We start from the raw sequence: 20,598 nt of genomic DNA, 5'->3' as shown, positions 1-20,598 counted from the left end.
AGTGATTTATTCGCCTGGCGAACGTCGTCGCCTCTGATGGTCCGAACGATCGAGCTCGACGACGACCTCGCGGAACGAATGGACGGCCACCTCGAGGAGGACGAGACCATAGAAGAGTTCATCGAGGAACTGGTCTCGATATACGAACAGGAAGGCAGATTCCTCCAGGAAGGGGCCTGAGCCGCGACTCACCGACGACGTCACGATCGACGAGAGCAGTCGATGGCGGTGTCGTGACGGCCACACAGGGAGTGGTGAGCGACGTCGATACCTCTCCTCCTGACACCGGATATCGAACGCGTCCGGCAGATCGGACCGGATCCACCGTGCGCGGCGGCCGCCGGACGGTCGATGGTTCCCGATGTGTTCTGCGAGTGCCGGGTATCGCTTCTGGGGACGGGATCGTCGACGCACGATCGCCGTGGGGGATCCTACGGTGATCGCCGACGGTCGCGTGTCACGCGTCATCTCTCCGTGACGTCTCAAGTAGGTTCTGGACGTTCCATCGCCTGTCGGGGCGTGTGACGTATAGCAAGCGGAAGCCTCGCCCTGAAGGGGCGGGGAGGATGTCGAGACGGTTAGTACGGCGGTCGTTGCGCCCGAATGACTGCTGCCAGTTCCTGGTGTTCGTTGGCGAGTAATTCGTTCAGGTCGTCGACCGTGATAATGCCGTCCAGATTGCTATTGTCGTCCAAGACGGGAAGTCGTCGCACACCGTTTTCACTCATCATCTCGGCGGCTTCCTTGAAGCCAGCGTCGTGCTGGACGGTCTGTAAACCATCCGACATGACATCGTCAGCAACGAGCTCGTCGGGATCCGTCCCTTCGGCGAGTACGTGCATCGCCAGATCTCGATCGGTGACGATCCCGACCGGCGAATCGCCATCGGTGATGACGATACTTCCGATACCTTCGCTTTGCATCGTCTCGGCGAGGTCGTGAATCGATTCGTCGGTCGTAGCTGTGACGACGTCGCTTCGTGCGAGTGTTTCGATAGGCATTGGTTCTCTCCTTCGTCCATCCCACCGGGAGTACTATAGTAATTTTAGGCGGGTCGCAGTGACAGTCAGCCTTCCTAGCCTTCCGTGAGTCGATATCGCTCGTCGTCTCCATCCATCGGCGTGACGTCCCGTCCTCGAGGAGGGAACTGTCGGAAGTCAACTGAGCACCCGAACTCGAACTGCCGGCCGAACTCAGCCTACGTACGGGATAGCTGTAAGTGAGCGCCGGTCGAATGTCGCGTATGTTCGATCGGATCCTCGTTCCGACCGACGGGAGTGGCCCCGCAACCGCTGCTCTCGAACTCGCGGCCAAGGTCGCGCCGCCTTCGGCGACCGTTCACCTCCTGTTCGTCTCCGAGGCGGACGACCTCGACGATATCGACACGGAACCCGCTGGCGGGACCGAAGACGTCACCGACGCCTCCGAACGGACGGGCCATGAGATACTCGCTGCCGCGAGTGAATTGGCGACCGCCGAGGGACTGTCCGTCGTCACCGCGGTTCGAACGGGGGTCCCTCGAGAGCGCATTCTCGAGTACGCCACGACGCACGATATCGAGATGATCGCGATGGGTCAACACGGCCGGCGGCGGGTCGGACGGCTCGAACTCGGGACCGAAACCCGTGACGTCGTCCGTGACGCGTCGGTGCCGGTTCTCGTCGTTCGGGCGAGCGACGACGTTCGAAGCGTGTATCCGTTCGCGCGGATCCTCGTGCCCACGGACGGAAGCGACCACGCGAACGCGGCGATCGACCTCGGAATCGAAACGGCGGCGGAAACGGGAGCGACGCTCCACCTTCTCGCAGTGGTCAGCGTGACTCGGTACGGGGCCGACGAGGAAACCGACCGACTGATCGACCACCTCGAAAAAAACGCCCGATCGACCCTCGAGGCGGCAGCCACGAACGCTGCCGAGGGTGGCGTCGACGTACATACGGGCGTCTCCGTCGGAACGGTTCATCGGGAAATCTCCGCGTACGCCGAGACGGAAGGAGTGGATCTACTCGTCATGGGGACCCACGGGCGGACCGACGAGGGGCGAGAACTGCTCGGCAGCGTCACGGAGCGCGTCCTCCGAACCGCGCCGGCTCCCGTCCTCACCGTACGAGCACCCGAGTCGGAGTGACGCCGTCTCGACCGAGAGGCCCCGACTGATACACGTCGATCGACGGATCACTCTTCGGGCCGGTCATCTCGAGTCGGCTCCGATGGGACGGCTTTCGGGGTGTCGCCGAGGACGTAATGGCCGGACGTGTCCGCTTCTTCGATCACGTCGGTGTGTACCAGCCAGCGGAGGAACTCTTCGTACTCGCCGTCGCTCAGCGTGCCGCTCAACCGAGCGTCCTCGACGACCTGGCGGGTGTGGATCGGCTCGAGTCGCCTGAAGGTGGCGAACAGTTCGACGATGTCGTCGAGCAGGGGCGCGATGTGCTGTACGCCCGCTTCATCGAGACGGATCGCTCGAACGACGCTCGCTCGATCGATGTCGACCGTCGCCGTCGCAGTGTCATCTCTGCGCATAGCGACGGCTGATTCGAGAGCCATCGTGAATTAGGTTTCCACGGCACGGGACTCGAGACGGGCTGGACCGGGGCACGGCTGACGGGCGTGTGATAGTTCGGAATTCTGCCAGTCGTCCTCGCAGTGCGTGCTGCCGATCGTTTCGTCGTGGGCGAGCAGTTTCGTTTCTGGGGATCTGGCGGGTGCACCGATCCACGCGAGTGTGGTCGTGCCATCCACGTTCTCGGGTTTCCTCGCCAGTTCGATCGGCATCACTCTCCGTGAGCACGGATTTGTTTCGGCCTGGCGGTCGTCACCTCCGACGGGGAGATCGAATTCAGGGGGTCTGAACGAGACAGCGCCATCGGTGCCGCAGAGACGCCGACTCGGGGAGACGAGCCACACACAGCTTCATGCGTCTGGCTGACATACGTTCAGCTAATGGTGCTCGAGACGGTTCCGCTCGGTCAGACGGGGCTGAGCGTGAGCGAACTGGCACTCGGAACCTGGCGTTTTGGCCGGGAAAACGACGCCGGAGAGGTCGAAATCGAGGAGGATCGAGCGCACGAGCTGCTCGATGCGTTCGCCGACCGCGGTGGGACGTTCATCGATACGGCAAACTCCTACGGTGACGGGCGCGCGGAGGAGTGGATCGGCGAGTGGCTCGCCGATCGGGATCGAGACGAATACGTCGTCGCGAGCAAGATTTACTGGCCGACTCGGTCCAACGATCCGAACGCGAGCGGATTGAATCGGAAACACCTCCGCGGACAGATCGACTGCATTCTCGACCGTCTCGAGACGTCGTATCTCGATCTCCTGTACGTTCACCGCTGGGACGACGCGACACCGGCCGCGGAATACATGCGCACGCTGAACGGGTTCGTCGAGGACGGACGGGTGAACTACCTCGGGACGTCGACGGAAACGCCGAACGCGTGGAAGGTCGTCAAGGCAAACGAACTCGCGCGACAGAATGGGTACGAGCCGTTTTCGGTTGCCCAGCCGCGGTACAATCTGCTCGACCGTGAAATCGAGGCGCGGTATCTCCCCATGTGCCGGGACTATTCACTCGGAATCGTCCCCTGGAGTCCGCTCGCTGGCGGATTTTTGACCGGAAAATACGGACGCGACGAAACAGCCCCGTCGACCTCGCGTGCGGCGACCGATCAGTCGTTCGCCGATCGATATTTTTGTGACGAACACTTCGAGGTCCTCGATCACGTCAAGATGATCGCTCTCGAGGTCGGTGCGACACCCGCGCAGGTATCGCTCGCCTGGCTTCTCCATCAGGACGCGGTCACCGCACCGATCGTGGGTGCACGAACTGTCGACCAACTCGAGGAGAACGTGGAAGCGACCGCGGTCACGTTGACCGCGGCTCAACGCACGGAACTTCGCGAGGGAACGGCGTGAGCGGCCACCTCCGATGATGGCGTCTCCACCGACGTATCACCGATCGTGACCCACTTCGAGATCGGGTCGATGGCTGTTCAGCGGGAGTATTGGACGGCGACGAACCTTCCGAACCGGCCACGGTGTCCCGTCCAACCAGGCGAGCAAATCGATTCTGATCAGTCACTCTCTGTGGACTCGAGGAACGACTCGAGATCCGTCTGTATGATCTCGGCGACGCGTTCACAGTAGTTCCAGAGCAGGTCGTTGAGTTCCTCCCGCATCGCCTCCTCGAGGCTCTCCTCGCCTCGAAACCCGTCGTAGGGGATTTCCGGGTGATACGTACACACGACGTGCAGCTCCGATGTATCGACTGGCTGCCCGGTGACGATTCCGTATTCGTCGGCGTCCCACAACCCGATGCCGTTCCGTCGGGTGAGATCCGAATCGATCCTGTCGAGCACCAGGAGCTCGTCGTCCGTCAGTGCAGCATCCGATCCTTCGAACAGTTCCGTGAACGCCTGGGCTCTGGCGTCGAATTTCCACTCCTCGAGATGCGTTCGTGCACGCTGTAATCGCTGTCTCTCGCTATCTGTGACGCCCATAGGAGTCTTCAATCCGTCCAGCCCGATTAATCTGTACCCTATCGCGAGCCCACCCGGCCGAACGATTCCGTTCTCTCTGTTTTTCTTCCGTGCTACCGACAGAGGCGTGAGGCCGACGGCAGTAACGTTCGTCGGACGAGCCGTCTCGACAACTCGTAACGTGTTCGGTTCGGCCTCCGTGATTCAGTCGTGATTCAGTCGTAATTCAGTCGTAATTCAGTCGTGATGATATTCGTGACTGGTCCGAAATGGGTATTTGTCCCGTCGAACCGTCCGTCCCAGAGGGGTGCATTCCGTTGTCATCGAAACGCCTCACGGAACGAATGACAGGACGGTTCTCGTCGGTCTTCCCGGTGCTCGAGTGGCTTCCGCGGTACGACAGCTCGTGGCTCCGTCTGGACATCGTCGCGGGAATTACCGTTGCGGCGTCAGTCATTCCCGAAGGCTTGGCGTACGCGTCGCTCGCGAACTTGCCACCGGAGACGGGATTGTACGCCGGGTTGATGGCAGTCATCGCCTACTTTTTTCTCGGCACCTCTCGGCAACTCATCGTGGGACCGACCTCGGCGCTTTCGATCCTGGTCGCGAGTGGCGTCGGGTACGTCGCCACCGGGAACACCGCCTCGTACGCGTCGCTCGTACTCGTAACGACGCTGCTCGTCGGCGTCATCGCGTTCGTCGCGTGGATACTCCGGTTGGGCTTTCTGGTTCACTTCATCTCGGGGTCGGTTCTCACGGGGTTTTCCGCCGGCGCGGCCTTGTACATAATGTCCACACAGCTCAATAAACTGTTCGGCATCGAGAGCAGTGTGTCGGGGGGCTTCTTCGAGCAATCGTTCTTCGGGCGGATATGGTACATCACGTCCCATCTCGGGATGATGAACGCGGAGACGCTGGTCGTCGGCGTTGCGGGCATCGTATTGCTTGTCCTCGGTGAACGGTACCTACCGCGGTTCCCGAACGCACTTGTCATCGTCGTCCTCGCTATTCTGGTTATGTCGGCGACAGATCTGGAAGCCCGCGGCGTCGACATCGTCGGATCGATTCCGAGCGGGCTACCCTCGCTTTCGGTTCCGGCGGTTCCCGAACTCTCGACGCTGGGTTCTCTCGTTCCCATCGCCGCCGCGTTGTTCCTCCTGTCGTACGTCGAGGGTATCGGTGCGATTCAGACCTTCGCCAGACGCCACGACTACGACACCGATGCGAATCAGGAACTGCTGGCCGACGCCGGTGCCAACCTCGCCGCTGGCCTCGGCGGTGGGTTCCCCGTCGGCGGAAGTTTCTCGCGGTCGGCGCTCAACGATTCCGTCGGTGGGAAGACACAGTTCACGAACGCCGTCGTCGTCCTCGTTCTCGTCGTCGTTCTGCTGTTTCTCACCGACGTGTTCACGACCCTCCCGGAAACGATACTCGCAGCCGTCGTCATCGTCGCCGTCTCTGGTCTCATCGATACGACCGCGATCCGGCGACTGTACCGGGCAAGCAAGAGCGAGTTCGCCATCGCGATGGCGTCCCTGCTCGGGGTCCTCACGGTCGGAATGCTCTGGGGCATCTACGTCGGTGTCATTCTCTCGTTACTGGTCGCGATATCTCGAGTCAGTCGCCCGTCGACGCACGAACTCGGTCAGGTAGCCGGGACGAACGATTTCGTCGGGCTCGACGTAACCCGGTCGGCGACGACCATCTCCGACGTGTTCGTCTATCGCGTCGAAGCCGAACTGTTCTACGCGAACGCGGAGACGGTTCGGACCGACCTCCTCGACCGGCTCGCGAACCGCGACTCCGACGTCGAACTCGTCGTTTTCGACCTTACATCGTCGCCGACGGTCGATTTCGAGGCTGCACAGATGCTCGAGAAACTCCACCAGAAACTCGAGTCGCGCGAAATCGACCTCCGTTTTGCGGGGGCGGAACCCGATGTCGTGCAGATGTTCGAAACGACGGGACTCGCGGCGAACGCTGGCGGCGTGAAACCCGAGGAACCGATCGCCGACGCGATCGACCGCTGGCGGACGGAGCGATCGTCCTGATCATCTCAGTTGTTCCCCCGGTTTCCAATCGCGCACCTTTCTTCCGCCCTCAATCGTCTAAGAGTGCCCCTCGAACCACTCACAGACACGTGGCCAGAGGTCCTCGTGCGACGCTCTTCCGACCGACAGGCCGACGTGGTCGGTCGGAAACTCGATCACCTGGATGTCCTCGCTCGCAGTCGTGTCCAGAAACGGGAGGCTCGCTTCGGGCGGGATGAACTGATCTGCCGACCCGATGACGTTCACGATAGGCATATCGATAGCGTCGACGTCCACGTTCTTTCCCTCGACCGTCAGCCGTCCGGTCTGGAGCTTGTTCTCCCGATAGAGATCGACGAGAAACTGTCGGTAGAGTCTGCCGGGAACGTCGACGCTGTCGAATCCCCATCTGAGTCGCCGCATAACGTGGTCGACGTACGCCTCGTCGTCGAGACGATCGAAGAGCCGAAGATACCGCCCGAGGTGATATTCGAACGGCGCGATGAGGGAGAACTCGAAGGTCAGTAGTGTCCCCGGAGCATTTCTGTATACGTCCGCGACCCGTTTCGGGCTGTAAGACTCCTCTCGCTCCCAGAGCGGAAAAGTCCCCTTGTCCGCATCGAAGTTGAGGACAGGAGCCAGGAGCCCCAGTGTGTGCACGCGCCGGGGAGAGAGCGCTGCGAAAATCGCACTCAGCGTCCCGCCCGTACAGTAGCCAAAGAGGTGGATCGAATCGCAGCCGACGCGCCCGATGACTTCGTCGACGCAGCGTGAGAGGTATCGACCCACGTAATCGTCGATTCCGAGGGACGAATCGAGTTCGGACGGGGAACCCCAGTCGACGAGGTAGACCTCGAACCCCCGCTCGAGAAACCGTCGGACGACGCTGCGATCCGGCTGGAGGTCGAGGATGTACGGTCTGTTGATGATGGCAGAAACGAGTACCACGGGAATATCCCGTGTCCAGTCGGTGAGCGAGTCGTACCGGACGAGACTGAGCTTGTTTTCGGCGTATATCTCCTCGTGCGGCGTTCGACCGACGTCCGCTGCGGCGGATCGGCGGGTCAGGAATGGAGGCTTCGCTCGCGGCGATGGTGACTTCCGAACGCCGGTCTCGAGGGCGGCGCTGATACTGTCTGCAGGGAAGAATGGCATCGTACGGTTCACCACGTGATGCGGATGCTTTGACCTTCGCCACTGTCGAAGCGGTTCGCTATCGACCGATCGCGGGGAATCCCCGATCCATCCGGCCCCACTGAAACGCCACCCAACTCGTCGATCGGAACGGTGTCTGCGAACGGCGACTCGCTTGTCGACTATCGTCGACCAGCACTACTCCGCCGACGAACGCCGCCCCACGGCGTAGAGACGGTGACAAGGATTTAGGCGCTCTACCGCGTAGTCAGTGACATGCAGTACGACGAGATCGAACTACGGGTCCATGAGCGCGACGGGCGGCAAATATTCGAACTCGACGGATACTTTCGCCCGCAGCCGGAATCCAAACCGCCCGAATACAGGCGGAACGCGATCATCGATCTGACAGAAGAACAGGCACAGAGACTGCACGATGACCTCGGCGAGTATCTGAGCGGATAGGAGGCGGGTCGCGTTCAGAGGCGGACGTTCGCCTCGTCCATGGGGAGTCGTACCTCGAACGAGACGAAACGGATCAGCGGTGTCTCGTGGCTCCCGTCGATGTTCCGAGACTCCCTCATTCTGGGCCGTCGTCACAAATCTTTTCTCGGTCGGACCGCCGGCGGTTGCCTCGCTCACCGACGACTATCACATCCGGGATTTGTCGAGCGGTCTAGGAGGATACATCGGGGCGTGACCCCGAGGCGATCCACCAGTCGCGTCCGGATGTCTGTCCGGTCCCCCGTTCTGTTCCTCGCTCTCAGCTCGCGTCTTCGGGCGGTGCTTCTTCGTGCTCCTGCCATCCCCCGGCGTCGACGATTTCGAATAGTTTACCCCAGTTCTCGTCCTCCTGACTTTCCGGGAGTTGATCACGCAGCTGTTGAAAATCGGATGGCGCCACCTGTGTATTCACGAGGTCGATGATGACTCTAGCGTGGTAGGCCGCCTTGGGCGGATCGACCTGCTCGATTTCGGTGACGCGCTCGACGAACTCGTGCCAGTCGAACCGCTGGCCGTGGTCCTGGACGGCGCCGGTCATGTACCACTGAATCTCCATCGGGAGCGACCCGGCGAGGTCTTCGGCCGCGCCCGCCGGGATTCGCTCACCGAGCGTCATGAGTGTCGCTCGAATCGCCCGCACTGTCTCTCCGGTGCCCGGTAGCTCGAGTCGGTGCTGGACCTGACCGGTAAATTCGTCGAAATTCATGTGCTCCCACATTTGTCGGACGATAATCACGGACATAAAACCCTCCCCACGAGGGAGTGGCCCCCCGGTCTGGGGGCCCGAGATGGACGATACCGAACGAGAACGGTGACGAAACGAATTCGTCTCTTAACAGTAGACGACCGCTCTCCCCGTGGGTTACATGGAGTGCAGGAGAAAGCCCACGACTGTAGTCGTGTGGAGGACGTCAAATCTCCGCATCTCACTTGCTCCTGAAGGCGAGTTCACACGAGAAGAAACACTCGACCGTGGCCTTCATCGCTGGCGTCTGCCTGACGCTGTTCGTCGTCTTCTCGCGGACGATATAGTTCCGTGAACGTGGTCAGGGATCGACGGACGGTCGACGATCTCGCACTGTCGCACTTCGCTGCTACATCTCGGCTTTCACGACATCGACTTTACGGTCGCTCCGGTCGGCGACCCGCTTTCTGATACCGGAAAAGTGGTCCAGATGGTCGCCGTGCTCACCGACGACGATCACGTCCGCGTCAACGTCGGCTGCGTACTTGAGGATCACGTCGTGGGGAACGCCGTGCAGCGTCTCCCCCACGACGGGAACGCCGCGCTCCGCTGCCTCGTCCTTCACGTCGTTGACGCATACGGCGGCGTGATCCTCGGCGTAGACGGTCGCCAATGCTGCCGAACTGAGCGCGAGACTGTCGAACTTCTGTTCGTCTACAGGCGGAGCAGGCCGAGTGCCTCGGGGCTTGACCCCGAGGGTGAAGGCCGCACGCACGGCTAAACGTGTTCCGTTCGCTCGATATACTGCTCAATAGTGTCGGTCGAAACATCGCCTGCCGTCCCCACGTAGTATGATTCCTCCCAGAACCCACCGCCCCCCGATGGTCGGATGGGAGTGTCCGACTAACCCACGGGAAGCCTCGGGGCGTGACCCCGAGGTGGTTCACCACGCAAATGACGTACAGCGTCGTTTCCCGCCGTTCCGCGAGATCGATCGCGCGCTCGGCCGCCGACCGCGCGTATTCGCTTCCGTCGGTCGCTAACAGGATCGGTCCCATGAGGAACCAGTCAACGCACTCTCCCGAATAGCTTTCATGCCGGACGACGCGGTGACCGGCGTTCGCTGCGGCTCTCGTTGGATCGGACGCGGACCCGGTCCTGTTTCTGAACACATCGTCGTCCGTCGCGGCTCGAGGGGGGGTCGACGCTATTCCCCTCGAGGACCGACGTAATCACATTCGCCGACGCACTCCTCTTTGAGCGGGCTTTCGCCCAGGATCTGTTCGGGTTTGGCCCCGCTTCGGAAGACGGTGATGCCCTTCAGGTCGTACTCACGAGCGGTGAGGAACACTTCTTTGACGTCGTCGACGGTCGCCGATCGGGGCATGTTGACGGTCTTGCTCACGGCGTTGTCGACGTGGTCCTGAAACGCGGCCTGGATTCGCAGGTGGTGAGCGGCGGGAACGTCGTGGGAGGTATGGAAGAGGCGCTTCACGCCGTCCGGAATCTCCTCGACGTCTTGAATGCTCGTCCTGTCGTGTAGGTCTTCCATGAGCGCCTCCGAGTAGAACCCGTCGTCCTTCGCGAGATCGACGAACCGGTCGTTGACGATTTCCAATCCGCCCATGACGTGTTTCGTGTATGCGACGTTGTATATCGGTTCGATGCTGGCGGAACAGTCGGCGATCATCGAAATCGTCCCGGTGGGCGCGATGCTCGTGGTCGTGGCGTTTCGCATCGGTTCCTCGAGCGTGGAGTTTTCCCACTGGGGGAACGGTTCGCGCTCGTCCGCGAGTCGACGCGAGGCCGCCTGTGACTCGTCCTGGATGAATACCATCAGCTCGGACGCGCGCTCGACGGCTTCGTCAGAGACGTACGGGACTCGGAGATCGACGAGCATGTCGTGAAAGCCCATGACGCCGAGTCCCACTCTGCGAGTTTCGGCGACCGTCTCATCGATGGCCGCGACCGGAAACTCGGACATTTCGATCGCGTTATCGAGGGCCCGGACGGCGAGATGGACGGTGTCGCGGAGTTTCTCCCAATCGACGGTGGAACCATCTGTGTGTTCGCCGAGATTGATCGATCCGAGTATACACGCTTCGTAGGGCAGCAGCGGGACCTCGCCGCACGGGTTCGTCGCTTCGATCCGGCCGAGGTGGGGCGTCGGATTTCCCCGATTGATCGTATCGAGAAAGAGAACGCCGGGATCACCGGTCTGCCACGCCATCTCGGCGATCCGGTCGATGAGTTTCGCCGGGTCCGCTCGACGGACGACCTCGTCCGATCGAGGGTTAACGATCTCGTAGGCCGTGTCACCCTCGTAAGCCTCCCAGAACGCTCCGTCCGTCGCCACTGAGAGGTTAAAATTCCGGAACGCGTCCGTCGCTTCTTTCGCTGCGACGAAGTCCTCGATGTCCGGATGCGTAGCGTCGAGGACGCCCATGTTCGCGCCACGTCGGCGCCCGCCCTGTTTGATCTGTTCGGTGGTGGCATCGAAAATCCGCATGAAACTCACGGGTCCCGACGCTACGCCGCCCGTTTTTCGGACGACGTCTCCTGCGGGTCGAAGGTTCGAGAACGAAAACCCGGTCCCGCCGCCGCTCTGATGGATGAGCGCAGTCTGCTTGACGGCAGTGAAGATCGACTCCATGGAGTCCTCGATCGGCAGGACGAAACACGCGGCGAGTTGCTGGAGATCCGTCCCAGCGTTCATCAACGTCGGTGAGCTCGGAAGGAATTCGAACGCGCTCATGGCATCGTACAACCGCTTCTGGGTCGTTTCGACGTCTCCATCGAAGTCTGCCTCGGCCGCCGCGAGGTTCTCCGCGACGCGGTGGAAGAGTTCGTCCGGTGTCTCGATGACCGCCCCGTCGTCGCCTCGACGCAGGTATCGCCGGCGAAGGACGGTCTCTGCGACGGTGTCGAGGCTGAGTGATCCCATGCGATTCCTGCTCTCCGTGACGAAATAACGATGTCCACCGTCAGTTCAGCGTGACTGTCTGTTCGCGCCCGTCCATGGCGGTGACCGAACGGACGGGCTTAGCCGTCCCTGTCGACCAGACGCCGCGCGTGATCGATCCACGATCGGGCGAACCGTTCACTCGTCTGCGCTGCCTCCGCAACTCGAGCGGCGTCGGCGACGGCGAGCTCCGAGACGGAATCGACCCCGCCTGAACGGAGCCGCTCGGTGTACGTCGGTCCGATTCCGTCGATGTCGTCCAGTTCGTACGATGCGGCGACGTCGGCCGCTTCGATCGCCTCTCGAATCTCCTCTCGAGTGGCCTCGCCGACGTTCTCGACGACCGTCGTCACCTTTTCGTCCGCCGTCTCGACGGTGACGGCGATTCCTTCCGATGCGGCCTCGAGTCCGAGCGAGATACCGAGTTCGTCTTCGAAGAACGTCTCGATAGCCGTCGTATTGTAGCTGATCACGGCGGACGTGCGCTCGCCCTGTGTGTCCGCGATGGCGATCTGGATCTCGTCTACTTCGCCGACCGTCACGTCAGTTTCGACGTCGACGTCGAGCGCGCGCTCGACTCCCTCAGCGATGACGTCGGCGAGTGCGGGTCGTTCGGATTGGTCGAGGAACCACTCGGCGACTTCCGGCCAGACGTCGCGGTGAGACCGAGCGGACATCGCGAGTCCGACGTGGCCGGTCGGATACTCGATGGTCGTCACGTCGTCACTGCCGACGACATCGTTGAACGGTTTGCTCGCCGCCGGCGGGACGAGACGGTCGTACTCCCCGAGGATCTGCAGTATCGGCATATCGATGTTCGTGACGTCGACGTGCGTCCCATCGAGGGACAGCTCGTTCCGGTACAGGAGATTGTCCTGATAAATGTCCTCGAGGAACTCGTCGTAGACCGTGCCCGCGACATCTACGCTCTCGGAGAGCCACGTCTCCATGCGGGCGAAGTTCCTGAGGAAGTCCTCGTTTTCGAGTCGATCGTACAGATGGACGTACTTCGTGACGTAGTTGGCCACGGGGTCCATCAGCGCGAACCCGACGTCGAGGAACTCTCCGGGAACGTTCCCGAATCGATCCGTTACCGTGCGCGGATCGTAGTACTCCTCATCGCCCCATACTTCGAGGACGCCGCCGGTGTCCGCGAAGTACAGTCCCGTGGCCATCAATGCGAGTGCGTTCACCGTTTCTGGATGAAGGGCGGCGTACATGACCGATAACGTCCCTCCCATACAGTATCCGAGGACGTTGATGGCGTCTTGTCCGGACCGCTCTCGGACTTCGTCGACGCAGTTGGCGATGTATCGCTCGACGTAATCGGAGAGGCCGAGACGTCGGTCGAGTCGAGACGGTTCGTTCCAGTCGATGAGGTAGACGTCGTGTCCGGCTTCCAGCAACCGACGGACAATCGACCGGTTCGGCTGGAGGTCCAGAACGTACGGTCGGTTTATCAGCGCATAGACGACGAGAATCGGGACGTCGTGTTGCCGTTCGGTGAGCGACTCGTATCGACGTAACTCGAGTTTGTTTTCCGTGTACACGACCTCGTTGGGTGTCTGACCGACGTCGACTGACGCAGCGTCTTCCAGCCGGTCGTCTGCGATAGATGCCTTGTGAACCGCCTCGGCAGCGATTTCGAGTATGGTCCGATAAACCGCCACGGACGGCTCGAGTGGCGTACGAATCGGCTTCCGTTCGTCAACCGGCACGGTGATCTCGTAGTTTGGGCATGGGTGTCCTCGTGGCGATGGTATCCGGTCGACCGATCCGTCGTTTTCGTTCGACGGCCTACTCCTCCGGCGATTGCATCTCCGATTGCTCTTTGACGGAGATTACGGGAATCGCAGCGAGGCGGACCACCCGCTCGGTAACGCTCCCCAGGAGGTATCGGTCCCAGCCGGTCCGTCCGTGGGTCCCCATGACGATGCAGTCCACGTCACGGTCGTCGGCGTAGGCGACGATATCGCGGTGGGGCGACCCGGTCATGACCGACGCTTCGACTGTCGAGACGTCGGCTTCGTCGGCGCGGTCGACGACCCGATCGATCGCACGTGTCCCCGCCTTCTCGAGCGCATCGCGGGCCGTGCCGACGTCGTCGGACCAGAGAATTCCGCTATCGACGACGTTGACGATGTGTAGCGCTGCCCCGGTGGTCTCTGCCAGTTCGATAGCGTGGTCGGCGGCCGCCATTGCGCAGTCGCTCCCGTCGGTCGGCACCAGCACCGAGTCGAAGGCCGGCTCGACGACCGTGTCCTCGTGGACGGTCACGACCGGGACGGGCGATTCGCGCAGCGTTCGTTCCGCGACGCTCCCGATGACGAACCGATCGAGTCCCGTTCGTCCGTAGGTCCCCATCACGATGCAATCCGCGTCGTGCTCGTCCGCATACGCGATGAGCGTCCGATGGATCGGTTGGTCCTGATCGAGTATCGTCCCCGACGCGTCGACGCCGGCGTCGGCCGCCAACTCGGTGGCCTGTTCCGTCGCCTCTTCGCCGCGATGGGCGAATTCGTCTGCCGCCTCGTCCTCGAATTCAGGCGGGAGATCGCCCATTTCGAGGACGTGAACCACGTGTAAATCGGCGTCGAACAGCTGAGCAAATGTGATGGCCGCCTCGGTCGCGGCGCGTGCGACGTCACTTCCGTCGGTGGGGTGGAGGATACGGTCGTACATTTCGCCTCTCGTTCGAAGTTGGTTCCGAAGCGGCCTTATTCTAGGGGGTACGACGCCGACGATCGAGGATCAGGTCGACCGCGAATCGGATCGCGCGGACGAACGACTGTGCTGCGCGAGGTCGTCGGTCGATCCCATCGCAGCGGCCGGGTGAATCTGCGTAATCTTCCGAACGCCCTCGCTGCTCACGATGGTACCGCGGCTCGTACGGGTGTCCGAGATGAGGAACACGCCATCGTTCGTCCTCACGCTCACGAACGTTCCCCCCGACCCGGTTCCATCGCCATCGGTCAGGCAGACCAGTTTCCGAACCGTCGACCGCGGTTGAACGTCCGTCGGTGACCGATCACTCGTTGCCGTTCCAGTACTGTGGATACGTCGAGGTGCTCGACCGAGTGTCGACCCCCGCCTCACTCTAAAAGGGCGTCAACGAAGGCGGTGAGATCCTCGACGACGATATTTGGTTCCTCACCGAACGCCTCCCACGGATCTCCGGCTCGATTGACCCACGCGGACTGCATTCCCGCGTTCATCGCACCGAGAACGTCGGTCCAGCCCGCAGTGACGTGACACAGTTCGGCGATTGGCGTCCCAGTTCGCGCCGCTGCGTGCTGATACAGTTCGACGGCCGGCTTGTACGTCTGTACCTCGTCGGCGCTAATCGCATCCTCCACGAAATCTTCGATACCGACCCGTTTGAGCAGCGACGTGAGCATATCGGGATCTCCGTTCGAAAGGATCCAGCAGTTGCAGCCGGCCGAAGCGAGCCGTTCGAAGCTGTCGCGGACGTCCTCGTACGGCTCCGGCTCGTGATACACCGAGAGGATCTCCTCGAGTTGCTGGCTCGTGACATCGACCCCGTGGACCTCGAGTGCGTATTCGAGCGCCGCGCGATTGAAATCGTAGAACGGCTGATATCCCCCGACGTCGTTACTCACCGTGGCATACTCCAGTGATCGTCGGCGCCAGAGGCGCGCAACCGACCGCGGCTCGTCTGTCACGGATGTCAGCGCGGATTCGAACGTCTCCGGAGTGACGTCGACGAGCGTGCTGTACGAATCGAACGTTATCGCTGTGACACGTTCTGGCGAGAAGGACATACCGTCTTCTCTCCGGGAACGATGATATACCTACGGGCTCTCACCCCAGGTTGTAGTGTCCCGTGAGAATTGTCCAACGAGAAACTTGTCGGTGATAATATCAAGGGAATGCTAGAAATACGTAGTTACCGTCCAACATCGGGTACCGTCGGATCGATCGTGACAGACACTCGAGAGCGGGATTTGCTTTCGATATATAATGGGGCGTACCAGCTCAGACGTGGATAAAAGATTACAACAGAAATAAAATATAATTTGAAACAATATATAATAATACTGTCGGTTCTGAACGGCCGAATTCGAATGGATGTCGATCACCGAGTGCCGGTCTGCCCTCGTTCCGACGCACTTCGCTGTCGACCCCGCGTCGGCTGACTGGAACACGACCTACGCGATCGAGCTAGTCTCGTCCGATGGTTCCGTCAGGTATTCGCTCCCCCACTCGGCCATCTCCTGGATAACTGGCTCGAGCGATTCACCGAGTTCGGTCAGCGAGTACTCGACGCGGACCGGTTTTTCGTTGACGATCTCTCTGTCGACTAACTGCTTCTCCTCGAGATCCTCGAGTACGTCCGAGAGAACCTTACTCGAAATCCCACCAACTTCCGTTTTGAGCGCGTTGAATCCGAGCGGGCCGTTGGCGAGCAGCCGATGGAGGATCACTGTGTGCCACTTCTTCCCGATTAACATCGCGGTAGACGTGATCGGACACCAGTCTTCACCAGCGCACCACACTTCTAATTGTCGTACGGACTCGGTCATATCGAAAGGTACTCGACAGCCCCACAAATAGTTACCTGTTGTAACCACGTTACACGTGGTTGGTAACTTTCGCATTTCGATTCTGGCGTTCCCGCCGAGGCCGGTCCCGCGGTATCGATGAGTAATCGCTCTTATGTAGAGCTGGGGAATGCCCCCATAGCAAGGCAGTCGATGACGCTTACGAGGGATGCGCCAGCGAGATTCAATGAACGGATGATTCCAAATGTGTGAGCGGCCTGCTCCAAGCCGTGCTTGGACAGGCCGCGGAACTTCCGTAGCCACGGTTTGATGAGTGAAAAGAGGCACTCAACCTGGTTAATATGGACACCGTCAGGCGAGACGTACGTCTCGTCGTGCACAACGATCTGGTGAGTGTACTCCATCTGCCGATACGCTTGGAGACCATCAGTCCAGACCTCTCCCAGCGGCTGGGAGAGGTCTTCAGCCTCCTGTATTACTGGATCAAGGTCTGTTTCGTAACTGATGCCAAGCTGGCCGTGAACAACCCGTAGCACGTCGCGGCACGCCGCGACGAGCGTTATCTGGTCGCCGTGTCGTCCACGCCAGCGCGAGCGTCCTGATCGAGACGACCCGCCGCGGTGACGGCTGTTCCGCGGCGGGTCTTGGCCTTTGTATCCTGAACAGACGCTGCTGGATTCATCGATTTGTACCGGTCCGTCGATTTCCTGCTGGAACTGGTTCCAGACGACCGGGAAGCCTCGCTGAACCGCGGCTTCGACCTCTCGAATGGCGTAGTAGACGGTCTTGTACGCTCGATCGAGCAGTGTCGCAATTTTCGAGATACTCAACAGCGTGTCGGCATAGAGGATGAATGCGAGAAGCACCTCTCCAGTGGTGAGGTGCTTCTCGTGAAACGGTGTTCCGTAGGTGCAAACCGGCTTGAACCCACAGCTTCGGCAGATAACACGATTCGATGACGGCCACGTTTGGATGCTTGGATCACCGCATTCTGGACACGGAGCCTGCTCCCAGAATTTCTTGAGTCGCCGCTCGATTTGATCATCGAACGGCTTCGTCTGCAGTTCAACCACTCCAAGATCAACGAGCTGTTGCAGCATCTTCCCGAATGCTGGCTGAGACATATTCTCTTGAGATCAGCCATCACAGTGTAACCGTGGGGCATTCCCCAGCTCTACATAAGAGCTTGAGTAATACAGTACTTACTGCTCGGTAACCCAGTAACGAACCGATTGGCCAACGTTTATACCTAACGACGAGTAACCGCATTACACCACGTTACTTCATGACTCCATCCTTCGAATCCGAAGACGAATCCCACTACGAGGTCGCAGTAGTCGGCGGCGGACCGGCAGGTCTGACGGCCGCTCTTTACACGACACGACTCGGCCACGAAACCGCGGTCTTCGATCGCGGCGGCGGTCGGGCCGCGATGATGCAAGAGACGCACAACGTTATCGGCGTCCCCGAATCCGTCTCCGGCAACGAGTTTCTCGAGACGGCCGTCGATCAGATTCGTTCGTACGGGGCGGACTGCCGACAGGAGTTCGTGACCGCGATCGATCGTCGCGACGGTTCGTTCGAGCTCGAAACGGTGGACGGAACGGCTATCGCCGATCGCGTCGTGCTCGCGACCGGCTTTTCCGACGGGCGACCTGACCCGCCGCTGCCCCGAACGGGCCGCGGGCTGCACTACTGCCTCCACTGCGATGCGTACATGTTCGTCGACGAACCGGTCTACGTGATGGGCCACGGCGAGAGCGCGGCTCACGTCGGGATGATCATGCTCAACTACACCGACGACGTCGACCTCCTGCTTCGAGGCGACGAACCGACGTGGAGCGATGAGACGACGACGATGCTCGACAATCACCCCGTCGACATCGTTCACGACGACGTGATCGGCATCCGGACCGGCGACGACGGCTGGCTCGAGGCGTTGGAATTCGAAGACGGAACCGTTCGCGAGTACAGAGGCGGATTCGCGATGTACGGCTCCGAGTACAACAACGGCTTGGCGGAGTCACTGGGGGCGGACCTCACGGCCGACGGCACGGTCGACGTCGACGATCACGGACGGACCTCCGTGGACGGGCTGTTCGCGGTCGGCGATCTGGTTCCTGGACACAACCAGGTCCCGGTCGCGATGGGTCAGGGTGCGAAAGCGGGGATCGCGATTCACAAGGACCTCCGCGAATTCCCGAAGTCCGTCGCGGAACTCGAGGCCGACGGCGCCGTGTCCGTGAGCGACGTTCCAGCGATGGCCGACGGTCTCCGAACTCGGGCGAACGAACACTCGTCGGCAGAAGGCGACTGAGCGATTCGCACTCGGTTTCTCTCGGTCCCGAAGTCGAGTTCCCTCGCTGGATACAGATACCACGTTCGGACGGCTCGACCGTTCGAATTATCGGGTTACTGTCATTCCTGCTGTCACCGCCGACGACGAACGGCTCTATCATACTGGTCGATTAGAATCGACTGTCCTAACTGACTGGTCGTGTGTGCGCGATATCAGAGCGTGGATCGGTCGCCGATCCGCCTTGAGACGCCGAAACTGCGACGACCGGTCCAGTCCACGTGGCGTGATCCTCGAAAATCGATTTCCGAGAGGACCCGTGCGGTTCGGCAGCGAGGGTCCTCGGCGTGGTCCGACTCCCTGGTATACCGCTCGCGGGAGCGACGGACGCTCCCTGTTCTCGCTCGAGGGTATCACACGGACTACTGTACGTCATTACCGGTACACCCACAGGACGGTCGCGGTTGCACCGGTACATCGTTACAGCAGACGTATCAGTCCGTGGCGCGTACCATCTCGTCGGCCGCTTCCGATTCCGGAATCGAATAGAGCGTTTTTCTCGCATCGCGAAACGAAGCGCGTTCGTGGAGTATATCGGCGTCACGGAGGTTACCGAGTGCGTACCGGACCGTCCGCTTGGACAGGAATGATTCGTCCGCGATCTGGCTCTGTGTCATCGTACCGTTTTCCTCGAGTACTTTGAAGACGAGTTTCGCACTGGGTGAGAGTTCGTACAGTCGGTCTCTGGTGTGGCTCATGTATTCCCCCTGGATTGCATGGCAGCTACCCGTTTACCGGTGTTGTATCGCATGTACACGACCGTCAGTTCGACCGATCCCTATTTAAATAATATGCGTATATATTGCGTCGGATCGACAGTCGCGTGTTAGACGGAACATCGCCGTCAGGCCCGAGCGCGTCCGAGTTCGTCAATTCATTCGAGCAGGTCGTCAGCGGACGGTCGGTCGGCCGGCGTTCTGTCGCGATGGACGTATTCGATGGCCGGTTGCTCACCGGTCGTGTCGATGAGGATCGCCTCGAGCATTCGCCCGACCATGCCGTGGACCGAATCGATCGCCCCGAATCGAACGGGCTGGTCGTACCGGTCGCTCGTCGCCTTCGATTCGTCGACCGGATCCAAGCTGTCGCTGCAACTGGCCACCGATCCCGACGCGAACGAGATTATCAGCGCGCCGAGGAATCGACGCTTCGAGGGAAACGGTGTTTTTCCATATCCCTCCTTGTCGCCTCTAACGGAAACGCTCTCGGACGAACTGTTAGCTTCGAGTCACGTCAGACGTTCGAGAACCTTCCACGAAGTCCTTCCTCGGTGTCGGGTGAGATCGGATCAGTGAACGGACTCTTCGATCCGCGTGTAATACTCCGTTTCCGACCAGTCGTCGTCGAGAAACGAGTTTGCCCACTCGGGTTCGATGAAAACCATGAATTCTACTTCTCCGTCCGCGTTCTGAGCGGTCGGCATCGCCTTGTGATCGAACCCTCGGTCGGCGATGTCGGCGTAGGCACTCCCGAGAATCGCGACGTCCTCTTCCAACCCGATGCTATCCGTATATTCCGGAATGAACATCCCTGGTAACTCCCACCCGATGACCGTGAGATCGGCGTCGATGGTTTCGACCATCTCCGCAGCGAGTTCTCTGTCACTCTCGCTGATATCGCTTCCACCGTCCACGTCGTCCGTTCCAGTTCCGTTCTCGGGTGTACCGGTCACACAGCCCGCGAGAGTTCCGAGGCCGGCGACGGTCGCGGCAGTGAGAACGGATCGTCTCGAGACGGTGCGGGATCTCTCAGAAGGTGTCAGTTTGGACATGAATTCGCTCCTCGATCGGCTACCGCGATCGGCTACCGTGTTCTATTCAGTGCGGTTCACTATAATAGACGCCCGGTTATGCGTCACTGGCGAACGACCGTCGGACGGATCGCACTCTCGCTAGTCAGGTGAAGCCGTGTGCGACCGATGCA

General features: G+C 60.7%; 23 protein-coding genes and 2 pseudogenes. 6 read left to right on the top strand and 19 right to left on the bottom strand.

Annotated features, from left to right (window positions below; genetic code table 11):
• Positions 1 to 36 precede the first annotated feature (36 nt).
• Positions 37 to 180: a DUF7557 family protein gene (locus NJU76_RS21145; protein ID WP_254533774.1), complete on the top strand. Its 144-nt coding sequence runs from the start codon at positions 37 to 39 to the stop codon at positions 178 to 180.
• 398 nt (positions 181 to 578) lie between these two features.
• Here NJU76_RS21145 and NJU76_RS21140 read toward each other — a convergent pair whose 3' ends face one another.
• Complete coding sequence (locus NJU76_RS21140; protein WP_254533773.1) at positions 579 to 1,001, bottom strand: CBS domain-containing protein; 423 nt, start codon at positions 999 to 1,001, stop codon at positions 579 to 581.
• 242 nt (positions 1,002 to 1,243) lie between these two features.
• Between NJU76_RS21140 and NJU76_RS21135 the strand changes: the two genes are divergently transcribed.
• The gene (locus tag NJU76_RS21135) at positions 1,244 to 2,128 is read left to right on the top strand and encodes a universal stress protein (RefSeq protein WP_254533772.1); all 885 of its coding nucleotides are present in this window, start codon (positions 1,244 to 1,246) and stop codon (positions 2,126 to 2,128) included.
• Between the two features lie 47 nt (positions 2,129 to 2,175).
• Here the strand turns inward: NJU76_RS21135 and NJU76_RS21130 are convergent, their stop codons facing one another.
• Together NJU76_RS21130 and NJU76_RS21125 are read right to left on the bottom strand one after the other, a co-directional pair.
• Complete coding sequence (locus NJU76_RS21130; protein ID WP_254533771.1) at positions 2,176 to 2,523, bottom strand: hypothetical protein; 348 nt, start codon at positions 2,521 to 2,523, stop codon at positions 2,176 to 2,178.
• 30 nt (positions 2,524 to 2,553) lie between these two features.
• The gene (locus NJU76_RS21125) at positions 2,554 to 2,775 is read right to left on the bottom strand and encodes a hypothetical protein (protein WP_254533770.1); all 222 of its coding nucleotides are present in this window, start codon (positions 2,773 to 2,775) and stop codon (positions 2,554 to 2,556) included.
• A 168-nt stretch (positions 2,776 to 2,943) separates the two neighbouring features.
• Between NJU76_RS21125 and NJU76_RS21120 the strand changes: the two genes are divergently transcribed.
• The gene (locus tag NJU76_RS21120) at positions 2,944 to 3,918 is read left to right on the top strand and encodes an aldo/keto reductase (protein WP_254533769.1); all 975 of its coding nucleotides are present in this window, start codon (positions 2,944 to 2,946) and stop codon (positions 3,916 to 3,918) included.
• A gap of 158 nt (positions 3,919 to 4,076) precedes the next feature.
• On the opposite strand, the gene NJU76_RS21115 is transcribed toward NJU76_RS21120, so the two are convergent.
• Positions 4,077 to 4,502 (bottom strand): DUF7539 family protein, encoded by a 426-nt coding sequence (locus NJU76_RS21115; protein WP_254533768.1) that lies wholly within the window; start codon positions 4,500 to 4,502, stop codon positions 4,077 to 4,079.
• Between the two features lie 323 nt (positions 4,503 to 4,825).
• Here NJU76_RS21115 and NJU76_RS21110 point away from each other — a divergent pair, with 323 nt between their 5' ends.
• A complete protein-coding gene (locus NJU76_RS21110; protein WP_254533767.1) occupies positions 4,826 to 6,532 on the top strand; it encodes a SulP family inorganic anion transporter in 1,707 nt (568 codons plus the stop codon).
• Positions 6,533 to 6,589: 57 nt separating this feature from the next.
• Here NJU76_RS21110 and NJU76_RS21105 read toward each other — a convergent pair whose 3' ends face one another.
• Positions 6,590 to 7,666, bottom strand: a complete 1,077-nt coding sequence (locus tag NJU76_RS21105; RefSeq protein WP_254533766.1) for an alpha/beta fold hydrolase — start codon at positions 7,664 to 7,666, stop codon at positions 6,590 to 6,592.
• Between the two features lie 255 nt (positions 7,667 to 7,921).
• Here NJU76_RS21105 and NJU76_RS21100 point away from each other — a divergent pair, with 255 nt between their 5' ends.
• Positions 7,922 to 8,110, top strand: coding sequence for a hypothetical protein (locus tag NJU76_RS21100; RefSeq protein ID WP_254533765.1), 189 nt, complete (start codon positions 7,922 to 7,924; stop codon positions 8,108 to 8,110).
• 298 nt (positions 8,111 to 8,408) lie between these two features.
• Here NJU76_RS21100 and NJU76_RS21095 read toward each other — a convergent pair whose 3' ends face one another.
• The 11 genes and pseudogenes from NJU76_RS21095 to NJU76_RS21050 all read right to left on the bottom strand — a co-directional run bounded on the left by NJU76_RS21095 (position 8,409) and on the right by NJU76_RS21050 (position 17,443).
• Entirely contained in the window at positions 8,409 to 8,855 is a 447-nt protein-coding gene (locus NJU76_RS21095) for a DUF2267 domain-containing protein (protein WP_254533921.1), read from the bottom strand.
• Between the two features lie 388 nt (positions 8,856 to 9,243).
• Positions 9,244 to 9,507 (bottom strand): universal stress protein, encoded by a 264-nt coding sequence (locus NJU76_RS21090; protein ID WP_254533764.1) that lies wholly within the window; start codon positions 9,505 to 9,507, stop codon positions 9,244 to 9,246.
• Positions 9,508 to 9,611: 104 nt separating this feature from the next.
• Positions 9,612 to 9,710 (bottom strand): annotated as a pseudogene (locus NJU76_RS21085) (transposase); the annotation flags it as partial.
• 65 nt (positions 9,711 to 9,775) lie between these two features.
• A pseudogene (locus NJU76_RS26630) lies at positions 9,776 to 9,892 on the bottom strand (universal stress protein); the annotation flags it as partial.
• Positions 9,893 to 10,041: 149 nt separating this feature from the next.
• Positions 10,042 to 11,778 carry an adenosylcobalamin-dependent ribonucleoside-diphosphate reductase gene (locus NJU76_RS21075; protein ID WP_254533763.1) on the bottom strand — a complete coding sequence of 579 codons (1,737 nt, stop codon included), beginning with the start codon at positions 11,776 to 11,778 and terminating at the stop codon, positions 10,042 to 10,044.
• A gap of 98 nt (positions 11,779 to 11,876) precedes the next feature.
• The gene (locus tag NJU76_RS21070; protein WP_278002502.1) at positions 11,877 to 13,514 is read right to left on the bottom strand and encodes a PHA/PHB synthase family protein; all 1,638 of its coding nucleotides are present in this window, start codon (positions 13,512 to 13,514) and stop codon (positions 11,877 to 11,879) included.
• Positions 13,515 to 13,593: 79 nt separating this feature from the next.
• Positions 13,594 to 14,478, bottom strand: a complete 885-nt coding sequence (locus NJU76_RS21065) for a universal stress protein (RefSeq protein ID WP_254533762.1) — start codon at positions 14,476 to 14,478, stop codon at positions 13,594 to 13,596.
• A 69-nt stretch (positions 14,479 to 14,547) separates the two neighbouring features.
• On the bottom strand, positions 14,548 to 14,892 hold the full coding sequence (locus tag NJU76_RS27175; RefSeq protein WP_425604333.1) for an Ntn hydrolase family protein: 345 nt from the start codon (positions 14,890 to 14,892) through the stop codon (positions 14,548 to 14,550).
• Positions 14,889 to 15,578, bottom strand: a complete 690-nt coding sequence (locus tag NJU76_RS21060; protein WP_254533761.1) for a haloacid dehalogenase type II — start codon at positions 15,576 to 15,578, stop codon at positions 14,889 to 14,891. Before NJU76_RS21060 ends, NJU76_RS27175 begins: the two co-directional genes overlap by 4 nt.
• Before the next feature lie 387 nt (positions 15,579 to 15,965).
• Positions 15,966 to 16,340 (bottom strand): winged helix-turn-helix transcriptional regulator, encoded by a 375-nt coding sequence (locus NJU76_RS21055; RefSeq protein ID WP_254533760.1) that lies wholly within the window; start codon positions 16,338 to 16,340, stop codon positions 15,966 to 15,968.
• 131 nt (positions 16,341 to 16,471) lie between these two features.
• Positions 16,472 to 17,443, bottom strand: coding sequence for an IS1595 family transposase (locus NJU76_RS21050; RefSeq protein WP_254533759.1), 972 nt, complete (start codon positions 17,441 to 17,443; stop codon positions 16,472 to 16,474).
• A 161-nt stretch (positions 17,444 to 17,604) separates the two neighbouring features.
• Between NJU76_RS21050 and NJU76_RS21045 the strand changes: the two genes are divergently transcribed.
• Positions 17,605 to 18,636, top strand: a complete 1,032-nt coding sequence (locus NJU76_RS21045; protein WP_254533758.1) for an NAD(P)/FAD-dependent oxidoreductase — start codon at positions 17,605 to 17,607, stop codon at positions 18,634 to 18,636.
• A 473-nt stretch (positions 18,637 to 19,109) separates the two neighbouring features.
• On the opposite strand, the gene NJU76_RS21040 is transcribed toward NJU76_RS21045, so the two are convergent.
• The 3 genes from NJU76_RS21040 to NJU76_RS21030 form a co-directional block, all read right to left on the bottom strand.
• Positions 19,110 to 19,373 carry a helix-turn-helix transcriptional regulator gene (locus NJU76_RS21040; protein WP_254533757.1) on the bottom strand — a complete coding sequence of 88 codons (264 nt, stop codon included), beginning with the start codon at positions 19,371 to 19,373 and terminating at the stop codon, positions 19,110 to 19,112.
• Between the two features lie 176 nt (positions 19,374 to 19,549).
• A complete protein-coding gene (locus NJU76_RS21035) occupies positions 19,550 to 19,777 on the bottom strand; it encodes a hypothetical protein (RefSeq protein ID WP_254533756.1) in 228 nt (75 codons plus the stop codon).
• A 186-nt stretch (positions 19,778 to 19,963) separates the two neighbouring features.
• Positions 19,964 to 20,446, bottom strand: coding sequence for a DUF8159 domain-containing protein (locus NJU76_RS21030; protein ID WP_254533755.1), 483 nt, complete (start codon positions 20,444 to 20,446; stop codon positions 19,964 to 19,966).
• Positions 20,447 to 20,598: the final 152 nt, after the last annotated feature.

Source organism: Natrinema gelatinilyticum, assembly GCF_024266705.1.
GTDB classification, from domain to species: domain Archaea; phylum Halobacteriota; class Halobacteria; order Halobacteriales; family Natrialbaceae; genus Natrinema; species Natrinema gelatinilyticum.
Note: the sequence above shows the minus strand (reverse complement) of the source record. Positions and strands in the feature narration are given on the sequence as shown.